Origin of the sequence: Kineococcus sp. G2 (assembly GCF_037154035.1) — a bacterium.
Lineage (GTDB): Bacteria > Actinomycetota > Actinomycetes > Actinomycetales > Kineococcaceae > Kineococcus.
The window spans coordinates 1-14162 of the sequence record NZ_JBBBEM010000066.1; the positions used below are offsets into that span (position 1 = coordinate 1).

At 72.5% G+C, this 14162-nt stretch carries 15 protein-coding genes and 1 pseudogene; 5 read left to right on the top strand and 11 right to left on the bottom strand.

The features are described 5' to 3' along the window. A partial coding sequence (locus V9U69_RS10785) for an MATE family efflux transporter (protein WP_337061798.1) occupies positions 1 to 1282 on the bottom strand: 1282 nt, incomplete at its 3' end. Positions 1283 to 1742: 460 nt separating this feature from the next. Between V9U69_RS10785 and V9U69_RS10790 the strand changes: the two genes are divergently transcribed. Together V9U69_RS10790 and V9U69_RS10795 are read left to right on the top strand one after the other, a co-directional pair. Continuing rightward, entirely contained in the window at positions 1743 to 5210 is a 3468-nt protein-coding gene (locus V9U69_RS10790) for a replicative DNA helicase (protein ID WP_337061817.1), read from the top strand. Between the two features lie 194 nt (positions 5211 to 5404). Then, a complete protein-coding gene (locus V9U69_RS10795; protein WP_337061800.1) occupies positions 5405 to 5746 on the top strand; it encodes a cupin domain-containing protein in 342 nt (113 codons plus the stop codon). A gap of 23 nt (positions 5747 to 5769) precedes the next feature. On the opposite strand, the gene V9U69_RS10800 is transcribed toward V9U69_RS10795, so the two are convergent. The 5 genes and pseudogenes from V9U69_RS10800 to V9U69_RS10820 all read right to left on the bottom strand — a co-directional run bounded on the left by V9U69_RS10800 (position 5770) and on the right by V9U69_RS10820 (position 8689). Beyond that, positions 5770 to 6534 (bottom strand): putative protein N(5)-glutamine methyltransferase, encoded by a 765-nt coding sequence (locus V9U69_RS10800; protein WP_337061801.1) that lies wholly within the window; start codon positions 6532 to 6534, stop codon positions 5770 to 5772. A gap of 3 nt (positions 6535 to 6537) precedes the next feature. Then, positions 6538 to 7014, bottom strand: coding sequence for a heme-degrading domain-containing protein (locus V9U69_RS10805; RefSeq protein WP_337061803.1), 477 nt, complete (start codon positions 7012 to 7014; stop codon positions 6538 to 6540). Beyond that, complete coding sequence (locus V9U69_RS10810) at positions 7011 to 7484, bottom strand: anthrone oxygenase family protein (protein ID WP_337061804.1); 474 nt, start codon at positions 7482 to 7484, stop codon at positions 7011 to 7013. Before V9U69_RS10810 ends, V9U69_RS10805 begins: the two co-directional genes overlap by 4 nt. 181 nt (positions 7485 to 7665) lie before the next feature. Continuing rightward, a pseudogene (locus tag V9U69_RS10815) lies at positions 7666 to 7956 on the bottom strand (GNAT family N-acetyltransferase); the annotation flags it as partial. A 28-nt stretch (positions 7957 to 7984) separates the two neighbouring features. Continuing rightward, entirely contained in the window at positions 7985 to 8689 is a 705-nt protein-coding gene (locus V9U69_RS10820) for a MerR family transcriptional regulator (protein WP_337061806.1), read from the bottom strand. A 62-nt stretch (positions 8690 to 8751) separates the two neighbouring features. Between V9U69_RS10820 and V9U69_RS10825 the strand changes: the two genes are divergently transcribed. Both V9U69_RS10825 and V9U69_RS10830 read left to right on the top strand, forming a co-directional pair. Further along, entirely contained in the window at positions 8752 to 9258 is a 507-nt protein-coding gene (locus tag V9U69_RS10825) for a DUF6194 family protein (protein ID WP_337061807.1), read from the top strand. Positions 9259 to 9538: 280 nt separating this feature from the next. Beyond that, complete coding sequence (locus V9U69_RS10830; RefSeq protein WP_337061809.1) at positions 9539 to 9961, top strand: hypothetical protein; 423 nt, start codon at positions 9539 to 9541, stop codon at positions 9959 to 9961. A gap of 147 nt (positions 9962 to 10108) precedes the next feature. Here the strand turns inward: V9U69_RS10830 and V9U69_RS10835 are convergent, their stop codons facing one another. Then, positions 10109 to 10960, bottom strand: coding sequence for a hypothetical protein (locus V9U69_RS10835; RefSeq protein ID WP_337061810.1), 852 nt, complete (start codon positions 10958 to 10960; stop codon positions 10109 to 10111). 229 nt (positions 10961 to 11189) lie between these two features. On the opposite strand from V9U69_RS10835, the gene V9U69_RS10840 reads away from it, so the two are divergent. Beyond that, the gene (locus V9U69_RS10840; protein ID WP_337061811.1) at positions 11190 to 11597 is read left to right on the top strand and encodes a hypothetical protein; all 408 of its coding nucleotides are present in this window, start codon (positions 11190 to 11192) and stop codon (positions 11595 to 11597) included. Positions 11598 to 11770: 173 nt separating this feature from the next. On the opposite strand, the gene V9U69_RS10845 is transcribed toward V9U69_RS10840, so the two are convergent. The 4 genes from V9U69_RS10845 to V9U69_RS10860 all read right to left on the bottom strand — a co-directional run bounded on the left by V9U69_RS10845 (position 11771) and on the right by V9U69_RS10860 (position 14057). Continuing rightward, positions 11771 to 12286, bottom strand: a complete 516-nt coding sequence (locus V9U69_RS10845; RefSeq protein WP_337061812.1) for a GNAT family N-acetyltransferase — start codon at positions 12284 to 12286, stop codon at positions 11771 to 11773. 112 nt (positions 12287 to 12398) lie between these two features. Next, positions 12399 to 12695, bottom strand: coding sequence for a hypothetical protein (locus V9U69_RS10850; protein ID WP_337061813.1), 297 nt, complete (start codon positions 12693 to 12695; stop codon positions 12399 to 12401). A gap of 409 nt (positions 12696 to 13104) precedes the next feature. Continuing rightward, positions 13105 to 13572: a hypothetical protein gene (locus tag V9U69_RS10855; protein ID WP_337061814.1), complete on the bottom strand. Its 468-nt coding sequence runs from the start codon at positions 13570 to 13572 to the stop codon at positions 13105 to 13107. 98 nt (positions 13573 to 13670) lie between these two features. After that, the gene (locus V9U69_RS10860) at positions 13671 to 14057 is read right to left on the bottom strand and encodes a hypothetical protein (protein ID WP_337061815.1); all 387 of its coding nucleotides are present in this window, start codon (positions 14055 to 14057) and stop codon (positions 13671 to 13673) included. Between the last annotated feature and the right edge of the window lie 105 nt (positions 14058 to 14162).

Genomic DNA, 14162 nt, shown 5'->3' on the forward strand with positions numbered 1-14162 from the left:
GCGTCAGCAGCCGGGCCGCGGAGTAGGCGCCCGCGAAGGACACCCACAGCCACACCAGCCCCGCGCGGCCCGGCGGCGCCACGGCCAGCACCAGCAGCGCCAGCGGCGCGTACGCCGCCAGGGTCACCACCCCGGCGCGCGCCAGGTACCGCCCGTCACCGGCACCGATGAGCACCCCGTCCAGCACGAACACCCAGCCGGCCACCGGCAGGCTCAGGCCGACGACCACCAGGGCGGCGGCCAGGTCGCCGCGCACCTGCGCCGTGGGGGCGAACAGGCCCGCCACCGGCCACGAGGTCGCCGCCACGAGCACCCCGAGGACGGCGCCGACGGCCACCCCCCACTGCGAGGTGCGGCGCACCGTGGCGCGCACCCCGGCGACGTCGCCGGAGCCCAGGTCCCGGCCGACGAGGGCCTGCGCGGCGATGGCGAGGGCGTCCAGCGCGAGGGCGGTGGTCGTCCACACCGTCATCGCCACCTGGTGGGCGGCCAGGCCCGAGTCGCCCTGGGCGGCGGCCACGTACGTCGTCAGCAGCAGCGCGACGCGCAGCGTGAGGGTGCGCACGAGCAGCGGCACGCCGTCGCGGGCGCTGCGCAGCACGCCGAGGCCGTGCGGGCGCACCCGCGCGCCCGCGCGCCGCACCCCGCGCACCACCACGCCCGCCAGCACCGCGGCCATGAGGACCTGCGTGGCGGCGGTGCCGGCGGCGGACCCGGCGATGCCCCACCCGGCGCCGTGCACGAGCAGCAGGTTCAGGGCGACGTTGAGGCCGGCGCCGGAGGCGGCGACGGCCAGCGGCGTGCGCGTGTCCTGCAGGCCGCGCAGCACGCCGGTCGCGGCGAGCACGACGAGCATCCCGGGCAGCCCCCACAGGCTGGTGCGCAGGTACGTCAGCGCGTACGGGCGGGCCGCGGCGGAGACGCCCAGGGCGTCCACCAGCGGACCGGCGGCGGCGTGCGCGAGGACGGCGGCGACGGTGCCCAGGCCCAGCGCCAGCCACACCCCGTCCACGCCGGCGGCGAGGGCCCCGCGCGCGTCCCCGGCCCCCAGGCGGCGGGCGACGGACGCGGTGGTGCCGTAGGCGAGGAAGACGAAGAGGCTGACGGCGGCGCTGAGCACCGCCCCGGCCACCCCCAGGCCCGCCAGCGGCAGCGTGCCCAGGCTCGCCACGATCGCCGAGTCGGCCAGCAGGAACAGCGGCTCGGCCACCAGGGCGCCCAGCGCGGGCACGGCCAACCGGGCGATGTCGGCGTCGCGCGGCCCCGCCTTGAGCCGGCGCACGGAACCGTTACCGGACCGCAACCCCACCGTCGGCCTCCCGTCGTCCCGGTGGATTTCCCCTCCACAGCGGGTGGACGGCATCGTCGCAGGTCAGAGGCGGTGCGACGACGGCGGGGGGTGCGGATCCGTCAGTTGTCCCCAGGGTTGTCCACCCCCTGTGCACCACCACCCCCAGTTCGTCCACAGGTTGTCAACCGGCCTGTGCACAGGCGTGTTTGACCGCTGCTCCCCGGGTGCGCCACTGTGCCGGGACCGTGGTGTCGGACCCTGCCGGTAGACCTCGGTCGACAGCGGTGGCAGTACCGGTGGACGGCCGTCCCCGGGTGGCGGGGAAGAGGGGCGCAGCAGCGTGACGACGTTCGACGACGCGCCGGCCCGGTCCGGGGGCTCCAAGGGTCCCCGGCGACGGGGCGACGGCGGCGACCGCGGGCCCGAGGTGGGCAGCGAGGCGTTCGAGCGGATGCCCCCGCAGGACATCGCCGCCGAGCAGGGCGTGCTCGGCGGGATGATGCTCTCCAAGGACGCCATCGCCGACGTGGTGGAGGTCCTCAAGGGCGTCGACTTCTACCGCCCCGCCCACGAGCTGATCTACGAGTCGATCCTCGACCTCTACTCGCGCGGCGAGCCCGCCGACCCGGTCACCGTCTCCGCGGAGCTCACCAACCGCGGCGAGCTCGCCCGCGTCGGCGGCACCCCGTACCTGCACGACCTCATCTCCACCGTCCCCACCGCCGCCAACGCCGGCTTCTACGCCCGCATCGTGCGCGAGCGCGCCGTGCTGCGCCGCCTCGTGGAGGCCGGCACCCGCATCGTGCAGATGGGCTACGGCGCCGACGGCATGGACGTCGACGCCATCGTCAACTCCGCCCAGGCCGAGGTGTACGCGGTCACCGAGAAGCGGGTGAAGGAGGACTACGCCGTCCTCGGCGACGTCATCGAGGGCGCCATCGACGAGATCGAGGCCAGCTCCCACCGCGGCGAGGGCATGGTGGGCGTGCCCACCGGCTTCGCCGACCTCGACGGCCTGACCAACGGCCTGCACCCCGGCCAGATGATCGTCATCGCGGCCAGGCCGGCCGTGGGCAAGGCCCTGGCGCTGGACACGCCCCTGCCCACCCCCACCGGGTGGACCACCATGGGCGAGGTGCGGGTCGGCGACGAGCTGCTCGGTGCCGACGGCCGCCCCACCCGCGTCGTCGCGGCGACCGACGTGATGCTCGACCGGCCCTGCTACGAGGTGCGCTTCTCCGACGGCAGCACCGTCCTCGCCGACGCGCAGCACCAGTGGGCCACGAGCACCGTCGAGGAGCCGGTGGCGGTGCGCACCACCGCCGAGCTGGCCGCCGACCTGCGCCGCGGTCTCGCGCACCGCGTCGAGACCTGCGCCCCCCTGGACCTGCCGGAGGCGGACCTGCCCGAGGCGCCGTACCTGCTGGGAGCCCGCCTGTCCGGGTGGACCGGCGCCACCAGCGGCCCGGACGCCCCCGCACCGGAGCTCGTCGTGCAGCTGGAGGCGGAGGGCGCCACGGGCGCCGTGCAGGGGCCGGCCGGTGCCGTCCCGCCCGCGTACCTGCGCGCCTCCCTCGCCCAGCGCCGCGCCCTCCTGGCGGGCCTGCTGGACGCCGCCGGCACGGTCACGCCGTCCGGCCGCGTGGAGTGGAGCACCGCCGAGCCCGACGTCGCGGCGGGCGTCCTGGAGCTCCTGCACTCCCTGGGGCACCGGGTCTCCCAGCGCCACGACGCAGGCCTGTCCACGTTCGCCTTCACCCCCACCGGAGGCGTCTTCCGCCTCGAGGAGCAGCGCCTCCAGCTCAAGGAGGCGCTCGCCGGGCGCTCGGCGAGCGTCCCCGTGCGCTGGGTCGTCGACGTCGCACCGGTCGCGTCGGTGCCGGTGCGCTGCGTGGAGGTGTCGAACGACGACCACCTGTACCTGGCGGGCCCGTCGATGGTCCCCACGCACAACTCCACGCTGGGTCTGGACATCGCCCGCGCCGCCTCCATCAAGCACGGCCTGGCGTCGGTGATCTTCTCGCTGGAGATGGGCCGCAACGAGATCTCCATGCGCCTGCTGTCCGCGGAGGCGCGCATCCCCCTGCAGAACATGCGCAAGGGCACGATGCGCGAGGAGGACTGGACGAAGCTGGCCCGCACCATGGGCTCGATCTCCGAGGCGCCGCTGTACATCGACGACTCGCCGAACATGTCGCTGATGGAGATCCGCTCGAAGTGCCGGCGGCTGAAGCAGCGCGCCGACCTCAAGCTCGTCATCGTCGACTACCTGCAGCTGATGACGTCGGGCAAGCGGGTGGAGAGCCGCCAGCAGGAGGTCTCGGAGTTCTCCCGCGCCCTGAAGCTGCTGGCGAAGGAGCTCGAGGTCCCCGTCATCGCGCTGTCGCAGCTGAACCGCGGCCCCGAGCAGCGCACCGACAAGAAGCCGCAGATGAGCGACCTGCGCGAGTCCGGCTGCCTCACCGCCGACACGCGCGTCCTGCGCGCGGACACCGGCGCGGAGACGAGCCTGGAGGAGCTGTTCGCTCTCCGGGCCCGCGACGTGCCGGTGTGGGCGCTGGACGACTCGCTGCGCTACGTGCGCCGCCACCTCACCCACGTGTTCCCCACCGGGGTGAAGCCGGTCTTCCGCCTGCGCCTCGCCTCCGGCAAGGAGGTGCGGGCGACCGCGAACCACCCGTTCCTCACCTACGACGGGTGGAGGCCGCTGGGTGAGCTGAGCGCCGGGGACCGCCTCGCGGTGCCGCGCCACGTGCCTGGGCCCGAGCGGGTGGCCAGCTGGGAGGACGACCGCGTCCTGCTGCTCGCGCACCTGATCGGCGACGGCTCGTTCGTGCGTCGTCAGCCGTTGCGCTACGCCAGCGTCGACGAGGCCAACCTCGCCGCCGTCACCGAGGCAGCCGCCTCGGCGTTCGGCATCACGGCCGTGCGCGACGAGTACGCGGCTGCGCGGTGCACCACGCTGCGCCTGCCCGCTCCGTACCGCCTCACCCACGGGAAGCGGAACCCGATCGCCGAGTGGCTGGACGACCTCGGGCTCTTCGGCCTGCGCAGCTACGAGAAGTTCGTCCCCGTGGAGCTCTTCCACTTGCCGAAGCGGCAGGTGGCCCTCTTCCTGCGACACATCTGGGCCACGGACGGTTCGGTCACCGTTCACGCCGGCGGGCGTGGTGGGCGCATCTACTACGCCTCCACGAGTCGTCGACTCGTGGAGGACCTGTCCCGGCTGCTGCTGCGCTTCGGCATCTCCACAAGAGTGCGGCAGGCGACGCCGAAGGGCTCGTACCGCTCGGGTTGGACGCTCGACGTATCGGGTGCGGACGACCAGCGCCGTTTTCTGCAGGAGATCGGAGTCCACGGAGCCCGCGGCGCCTCCGCCGAGCGCCTGCTCGACGTGGTGCGCGACCTCAGCGGCAATCCGAACGTGGACACGGTGCCCCGGCAGGTGTGGGATGACGTGCGCCGCGCTCTCGTGGAGAAGGGGATGACGCACCGTGAGTTCGCGGCAGCGATGGGCACGCAGTTCTGTGGCAGCACGATGTGGAAGCACGCGCCGTCGCGCGCCCGTCTTGCCCGCGTCGCGGAGGTGCTCGGCGACGCGGACCTGGAGGTCATGGCCGTCAACGACGTGCTGTGGGACGAGGTCGTCGCCGTCGAACCCGACGGGGAGGAGCAGGTGTTCGACGCGACCATCGCCGGCGGGCACAACTTCGTCGCGAACGGGATCGCCGTCCACAACTCCATCGAGCAGGACGCCGACATGGTGATCCTCCTGCACCGCGAGGACATGTACGAGAAGGAGTCCCCGCGCGCCGGCGAGGCGGACTTCATCGTCGCCAAGCACCGCAACGGCCCCACCGACACCATCACCGTCGCCTTCCAGGGCCACTACTCGCGCTTCGTGGACATGGCGACCTGACGGGAGGGACCCGCGTGGACGGCGAGGGGGACGACGGCACCGACAGCGGCGAGGCGGTCTGCTGGCTGCACCTGGTGTGCCCGGGGTGCGGGGCGGTGCGGGAGGTCCCCGGTGACGCGGCGTGCCCCGCGTGCGGGGCGCCACCGCCACCGGGAGACTGATCACCCGTCAGCACGCACCCCCGGGAGGACACCGTGGTCGACCTGCGACACGCCACCGACGAGCACCTGAGCACCGCGCGCACCTCCGCGCACGGCCGCAGCGCACACCTGCTCGTGCACGACGGGCACCTGCGCCAGACCCTCATCGCCCTGCGCGCCGGTGAGGGCCTCTCCGAGCACAACCCCCCGCAGGCGGCGACCCTGCAGGTCTTCGTGGGCCGGGTGCGCATCACCGCCGGTGAGGACGAGGCCGAGGTCGGCGCCGGTGAACTGGTCGAGCTGGTCCACCAGCGCCACTCCGTCTCCGCCCTGGAGGACTCCGTGTTCCTGCTGACCACGGTGACCGGCCTGCCGGACGGCGACCCCACCGTCTGAGGGACCCCGGGGCGGGTCGCCCCTCAGGCCGGCCGGCGCACCACCAGCGCCGTCGTCTCGAGCTCCGCGTCGGCGACCGCACGAGCCTCCAGGCCCGCCGCGGCCGCCGCCGCCAGCGCCGCATCCACCTGCCGGTCGGCGACCTCCGACAGCAGCGACCCGCCCGGCCGCAACCACGCCGCCGTTCCCGCCAGCACCCGCCGCAGCACCCCCAGCCCGTCCACCCCGCCGTCCAGGGCGGTGCGCGCCTCGTGCTCGCGCGCCTCCGGCGGCAGCAGCGCCACCTCACCGCTCGGCACGTACGGCACGTTCGCCACCACCACGTCGACAGCGCCGCGCAGCGCGGCCGGCAGCGCGTCGAACAGGTCGCCGCGGTGCACGTGGGCGCCGGGCAGGTTCACCCGCGCGCACCGCACCGCTGCCGCGTCCACGTCGGCGGCGTGCACCACCAGCCCCGGCAGGCGCGCGGCCAGCGCCGCCGCCAGGGCACCCGTGCCGCAGCACAGGTCCACCAGCGTCGACCTCGGCGCCAGCAGGGGAGCCGCCAGGTCCACGAGGAGGCCGGAGCGGTGCCGGGGCACGAACACGCCCGGCTCCACGCGCAGCCGCAACCCGCGGAACCCCGCCCACCCCACCACCTGCTCCAGCGGTTCCCCGCCCGCCCGGCGAGCGGCGAGGGCGTCCAGGTGGGCGGGGGAGGACGCCGCTTCCCGCAGGAGCGTCGCCTCCCGCTCCGCGAACACGCACCCGGCGGCGCGCAGCCGGCTCACCAGCGCGTCGGCGGTCACGGCTCAGGGACGGGCGAGGAACGCGCGCAGGCCCTCCACGACGACGCGGTGGTCCTCCGCCTCCGGCAGCCCGGACACCGCGACCGCCCCCACGCAGCCGACGCCGCGCACCAGCACCGGGAACGCGCCGCCGTGCGCGGCGTAGCGGCCGGTGTCCAGGCGCGAGTCGGTGTCGAAGTGGCCGCCGGCGGCGCGGAACCGGGTGCCCACCAGGTACGAGGAGCGCCCGTACAGGTCCACCACGGCCATCTTGCGGTCCAGCCACACGTCGTTGTCGGCGGACGAACCGGGCAGGCCGACGTGGAAGAGGCGCTGACCGTTGCGCCGCACCGCGATCGCCACCGGCAGGTCGAGGGACACGGCGCGCTCGGCGAGCAGGGTGCCCAGCCGCCACGCGGTGAGGTTGTCGAAGGCGTCGAAGACGAGTTCGGCCTCCTGCGCCTCCAGCTCGGCGAGCAGGGCGGCGTGGTCGTCGGTCATCGGGTCTCCTCCGTGGGGTGGGCTGGGCGGCGGGCGGCGAGGACGGCCGCGCCGGCGAGGACGACGAGGCCGCGCCGCACGTGGTGGGCACGTTCCCAGCGCGCCCGGCCCTCCCGCCAGCCGGGGACCTCCTCGCCGGGCGTCCACGTGCGCAGCTGCCGGTTGAACGGCACGTGCACGCGCACGGTGAGCGCGACCGCCCCCGCCACGGCCGCCACCGACACCGCCCGCCAGGCTGCGGCGGCCGGGGCGCGACGGACCAGGCTCCCCGCGGCGAGGAGCCCGGACCCCGTCGACGCCACCGACAGCGCGGGAGCCAGGCGGCGCATCACGGCGTCGGCGCGCTGCTGGTGCGGCACGTACTGCGCGAAGCCCGCCGTGCGGCGGTGCCGCCCGGCCGGGTCGGGCACGATCGCCGCCGCGAGGACGGCGGTGAGGACGTCGTGGGCACGGACCGGCGGGGAGGTCACGGGGTGATCCTGCCGGAACGGTGCTCCCCGCGGGCCGGGCCGGGCGGACCGGGTTCCTCGGGGTCGCGCGTGGGCGTGCGTCGCCGCCGTCGAGCTGCGCTGCCACTTCGCGATCCCGTCGATCTGCGGATGGTCGCCGACCACGCCCAGGCCTGCGACGAAGGCAGCACCGTCTGCGGAGTCAAGCCTCAGGAGGTGCCGTCTTGCCGTAGACGCACACGTCGTGACGGCCCTGCAGCGCCGGCTGAGCTGAGCGCAGAACACCCTCCAGCTCGAAGCCCAGCCGCTCGGCCACCGCACGGCTGCGCTGGTTGCCCACCGCAGCCCGGATCTCCACCCGCGCCACACCCCGCTGCTCGACGAGGTGCTGCACGAACGCGCCCACCGCCCGGGTCACCAGCCCCCGCCCCTGGTGGCCCGCATCGATCCAGTAGCCGATCTCAGCGGTGCCGAAGTGCCGAAGTGCCGAACTGCGGACATGCCCTGATGATCAGCCACCACTAGCTGACCACCGCGTGCAGGTGCGCTGCGGCCTCCAGCAAGGCCCGGGAGCGTTCAGTGACGGTGCGGGCACGGGTGAGCAGCGCCTCGCTCATCACCCCGTCGCCACCACCGTGCTGCAGCTGCGGCATCACCTCACGCAGCGCCTGAACGCGGTAGCCGCTCATGCGCAGCTGCTGCACCAGGCGCGCATCACGCACCTGCAGCGGGTCGTAGCGGCGATGCCCACGACCATCACGCCCCGGCACCACCAAGCCGACTGCTTCCCAGTGCCGCAGCGTGGAGGCGCGAAGGCCCAGCGCACCAGCCAGCTCGGAAACGCTCATCGCATCAGCGGGGTGCACCTCACCCACCGCCTCCGCAGCGACCGCAGCCGCGACCCTGGTGGCCGCGGCGAGCAGCCGGCGCTCAGCATCCAGACCGGCGTGGATCGCATCCAGCGTGCTCAGCACCTGCTGCAGCGGCCAGCTGTGCACACCGCGCATGACGTTGCCCGCCTCCAGCGGCCCGATCGCCACCGCCAACGCACGGTAGGCCAGGGCCGAGCGCAGGTGCCGCTCACCGTAGGTGCGGTATCCCGACTGGCTGCGCTGCGCGGCCGGCAGCACGCCGGTGCGCTCCAGCTTGCGCACCTGCTGCACCGAGCAGCCCACCCGGTGGGCCACCTCACCGGTGCGCACGATGCCCCGTGCAGGGTTGGTCACCGACTGCACGCTGCCCGAGCCGGACAACCCTGCACATGCACGTGAACGTAACAGTGGAAGGCATGGACGAGGTCATGAACGAGGACGAGGTCATCGACCACGTGTGCTCCCTGCCCCACGTCGTCGCCTGGCGACCCGGCGCCGGCGATGACGCCCCACCGATCGCCTGGGGCGACAGCTTCTTCTACTACTCACCCGACGGGCTGCTGCCCAGCACCGGTCAGCCGTTCGCCACCATCACCACCAAGGACTACCCAGACGAGCCGACCTGCGGTCTAGAACGCCCCGGCGCCTTCCGCGTCAACATCCACGTCGGCGCGCACGCCTATGAGGAGCAGTGCGGGCACCACCCGCGCCGGGCACCTGCCCCTGAGGACCTGGCGGTGCTGGACTACCGGGAATCAGACGTCTTGTTGCCCCACCCGGCGTACGCCCGCCTGGGCTGGCTGTGCGTGTCCAACCCCGCCCAGCGCAGCGCCAGTGCCGTGCGCGGGCTCGTGGTCATCGCTCACCGGCTCGCTGCTGAGCGCCACCAGCGCAGGAACGAGAAGTCATCTGCAGCAGGGTGAGGTGACGCAGTCGCTCTGACGCCGACCATCCAGCATCGCGGCGAGCCTCCCGACTTACCGGTCATCCCGCGGACAGCGCGTGGTCCGGGGCGCCCCGCGACTTCACGGACTTGCCGATCTGCGCAACATGCTCGTCGCCTACCTGCTCGTCCGGGACCGCGCAGTCACAGCACGATCACGTTCGCTCGTACTGGCCGCGCCCGTCCCCGAGCAGCAGCACGCTGGTACTTCCCGATCGGAAGGCAGGTCGATGCGGACCCCACGGACGATCACGCTCTTGATGACCCTGACCGCCGTCGGAGCCCTGAGCGCCTGCAGCCCTTCCGAGGCCAGCGTCGGGATGGGCATCCCGCACCTGAGCGACCTCGAAGGCTTCGAGGTCGTCCCTGTCGCCGTTGACGGTGTCGTGCGCGTCACCGAACAGGGTTGCTTCACCCTCGACGTGCTCTCGCCTGCGGATCAGGCCGCAGACGGTCTGTGGGTCGTGTGGCCCGACGACGCCGTCCAGGACGACAAGACCGTGCACCTGTCCGACGACGTGAGCTTGACCGAGGGCTCGCGCGTCAGCGGCGACGGCATGATCGTCGCCTTGAACGCTCTGCCTGGTGGAGCCGATGAGAACAGCATGATCGGCATGTACGGGCGCTTCTGCGGAGTAGACACCAGCAACGTCGTCGTCCTGCGACACGTCGCTGAAGCCTGACGCGGAGCATCGACCCGACCTCACGGTCATCCCGCGCTCAGCGCGCGATCATGGACGCCAGTGACGACGTCCTGCCATGTCGAAATGCGGAGGATGCTCGGTGTCTGCATGACCCTCCTCCGGCGTGGTGCCTGTGCGGCGCTCAGCTCACGCGGCCTCGAACACCCGGGTGCTCCAGTCCGAGCAGTCCACGACGCGCACGCCGTTGTCCGTGAGCAAGATCAAGGACCTGCCGGCGCGCATGGTGGCCACATCGCGTGGGCGTTCACAGGGCTGCCTGTCCAGAACAGCCGCGTCGTAGTCGAGCCGCAGCAGGGACACCTGCCCCTCATCGGTTTCATGGACCACCACCCAGGTGGCGGTGACCGGGTCATGCACGAGGTGCCGGAAGTGGTCGGTCCACCTCGCGCGTTCCCGTCCCTCGGGGTCGAGGATGCGCAACGGCCCACCGATCTCGCAGGTCATCAAGTGCTCGCCGTCGGTGGCCGCTGACCAGACCGGGCTCAGACCCGTCGCGATGCGGGGTCCGGTGGGATCCAGCGAACGATCCAGCAGTCGGCACCAGTCGCCGCCCACCCCGAGCGAGAGATCGGGGGTCAGCGGGATCACCCTCAGCACTCCCCGCAGGGAACGCACCTCCTCGCCGGTGGCTGCCTGCAGCACGCGGGTGGCCCTGCGGAGGTGCGTGACGACGACACGGCCCCCAGCCAGAGCGGTCACGGCCTCGACGTTGGTGCGGCTGCGGTCCTGCCACAGCCGCTCCCCCGACAGGTCGTAGCCGCACACACCGTGCCGCTCCCAGGCGCCGGCGACCACCACCGGGCGCTCACCGGGCACAAGCGCACCCCGCCAACCGCCGCCAGAACCCCAGACCGTCTCGAGCGTTGCGATGCGCTCGGTACGCGTTAGCGACCACACGTCCACGAGCCCTCCGGGCGCAGCGGCGGCCAGCAGGTCCTCTTCCCAAGGCGGCGTCGCCACGTTGAGCAGGTCGATCATCGGTGAGACCCCTCGAAGATCATGTCGAGGACTCTGCCCGGTGGATCCGACATCAACGTCCCCGTAAGGCCAACCCCTGTTCAACCTGCAGGGCGCGGTCGGACAACGCCAGGACCGACGTCACGGTCATCCCGCGTGGTGAGCGATCATGTCAAGGCATGTCGACCCAGAGTCGAAGCCCGCGAACCGGTCCACGCGGCACGCCCCCGCCACGTCAGGAGCACGATCAGTGAGCTTCCTCGCCCGGCTCAAAGATCAGCTTCACGCCTCGGTTGAGGCCAAAGGTGACATTCGCCCCCTTGCCCAAGGCACCTTCCCCGGCGACCGAGCCGTCCTGATCGACCTGCTACTTCACTCCGACACCTTCGTGGTCGCCGCGGTGGCAGCCCACGTCCTGCGATACCGAGACCCGACCGCCGTTGGCCTGATCCTGGAAGCGCTCAGCGACTCGCGCTGCGACGACGAGCTCGAGGACTGGCTGCTCGACGCCTTCATCGGCACCTACGTGGGCACTGACTTCGATCTAGAGCCGCTGCGTCAGATGGCCGCGCAAGCCTGCGCGCAGTCGCCGCTGACGCGCACGGTCGGCGCAGCCCGGCTGGAGGCCTGGCTACGCAGCTCAGCCGCTCGCATGTAGGCGGTACCTGCCGAGATGTGCAGCAGAGCGTGGTCGTCGTCGCCTCACGCTCCCGTCCCAGGAAGACCAGCATCTAGCTGGCCATGGTCATGGCGCGGTGCGCGCTCATTCCACGAGCCAGGGGGCCTTGGCCGAGGCTCCTGGGTAGTCCCCGGGGCGATGCGCAGGTACGGCTACGCGAGGGCAGGGCCGGTGGGCACCCAGTAGCGCAGCTTCGGTCCCCGCTGATCCTGCAGCAGGCCCCCGTTGGCCTCGATCGTCTTACGCGAGGCGGTGTTGTCCACGTCGCAGGTCACCAGCGCGCACTCGAGGCCCAATGCTGCCGCCACCGGCAGCGCAGCAGCGAGGATGGCGGTGGCGTGCCCTCGCCGACGTACCCGCGGGACGACGTAGTAGCCGATGTGGCCACCGAACTCGCGCAGGAACGGAGTCAGGCGGTGCCGCACCTGCACCCGCCCCAGGTACTGCTCACCCTCCACCCACCACAGGTTGGTGGAGGGAACGAAACCCTCTGGGCGGGGTGAGCCGGGCCGGGCGTCGTCGATGAGCTCATCGACCCAGGCGGCGAAGGCTGCGTCGTCGCGGTCGGCAGCGCCAGCGTAGACGGAGTGCTCTTCCCAGCCCGGCGCTGCGGCTGCTGCTCGCGGGGAGGCCGCGACACTGGCCCGGGGGTTGATCAGGTGCGCCACACTACGACCCTACGGAGCACTCCCGGCGGTCGCCGGCGTAGCCCGTAGTGCGCACCGTCGGGCCGCGGGCGGGTGCCCGCAGCGAGGTGTCGACCTCACGGGCATCCCGCCCTCAGCGCGCCGACAGCAGCTCAGCCACCCGCCGCCACCGCTCGACCTCATCAGCCGGCCACGACCGCAGCACCGGCTCTCGCAGAGCACGCAGCGCCTCACGGACCTGGCCGTGCTCAACACGACCACCGGCCAGTCGCGTGCGCGTCAGCCCGACCAGCGACGCTTCGACCTCCACCAGGAGCATCCAGGCGTCCTGCTGCACGGCGAGCAGGTGCCCGGGCCAGCCGCCACCGGTGGTGCTGCCCTCCTCAGCCGCCTGCAGCGCAGCCGCCAGCTCAGGCATCGAGGTGCTCACCACACGATCAGCGTGCCAGGTGGGCATCCGCTCTTCCCACGGTTAGCGCGCGATCGTGACCGGCCGAGACGTCCGCTCGTGTCGATGTCGTGATGTCCCCTCCCGTGGTGATCTCGCCCGATTGAGGGCTCAACCGTGCAAGATCACCATGGGTTGCCGGACGGTCTCGCTGCAGACCACCACCGACACTCCCGAGCAGTGACTGCCCACCCCGGCATGTTCGCTCCCGCCTGCAGCACCGTTGTCCACCGCGGGTCCGAACGCGCGGTCATCCCGCGATGAGCGCGCGCGTGCCGGCAGCGCCGGCACCAGCAGCCAGTCCCCACCCACGCAGCGCCCTACGGCAGCTGAGCGGCCTTCCTGCTCCCGCCATCCCATCGAGAAACCTCTCAGCGCATGCTCAGCGCGCTCACGCAGTCCAGCAGCTCTCGAAGGTGCGCAGCGCCGCCACGTCCGCGCACCGCAGGTGCTCCCACTCCCCGGAACCGAAGGAGTCGGCGGTGGCGTCGATGAACACCTCCACACCCCCACCCCCGGGTGCCCGGCGGTAGTACGTCGTGATCGGGTCCCCTTCCGTGGTCGGGCTCGTCACCCTCGCCTCCGCGCCGTCGCGCTGCGCGTCCACACTCGACAAGCACGCCTCCCAAGGCGCCGCTGCCGCCTGCTCCTGCCGCGCCTGCCCTTGCGCCACCGTGACCGGTGGGCACTGCGGGTACGGCTCGCGGTCGGTGAACGCCTGCGGCGGGCGACCCGAAGCGGTCAGCTGCCAGATCACCCACGCCAGCGCCGAGCCGGCGAAGAGCATCAGCGCCACCACGAGCACCGAACCGAGCGACGGTGGACGACGCACGGACGCCTCTGGCACCTCAGTCTCCACGCCTCCAGGATCGGTGGGCCGAGCAGCTGGCGAGGGTCCTTCGGGAACTTCCCGCTCAGCGCACCATGCACGCACGTGCCGCGATCCGCGCGCGAGGATCACAACTGGTAGACCTCGATGTCGTGCCTCTCACGGAAGGCGCGCGAGGCGTCATCGTCCATCCACCGCACCTGCCACTGCTCGCCCACGAAGACGAAGACACCCCGGTCGAAGTCATCGAGAGTCGCCACCAGGTCCTGTCCGTCGGTGACGAAGTCGCTGATCAGGTCATCGCCTTCGAACCAGAGCCCTTCGAGCCGGTAGTGCGGTGCTGACCAGCGCCGCCACCACATGTGCCCACCCGTGCAGGTCCAGCCGGTGGTAACGCGGCAGTACAGCGCCGCACGGCGGCCGTCAGCGTGCTGCAGGTGAGCTCCACGGTCACGGCACGCCTCGATCCGTTCATCACACGGGGGACGCTCCTGCATCGGCGGCTTCCAGGACACCTGCGGATCCTGTCAGGAGACCTGCCGGTCATCCCGCTGGCCAGGACGCCCGGACCGCACTCATCTGCTTGATATGTGGGTGATCGGGGGCCAGTCTCCGGTCTG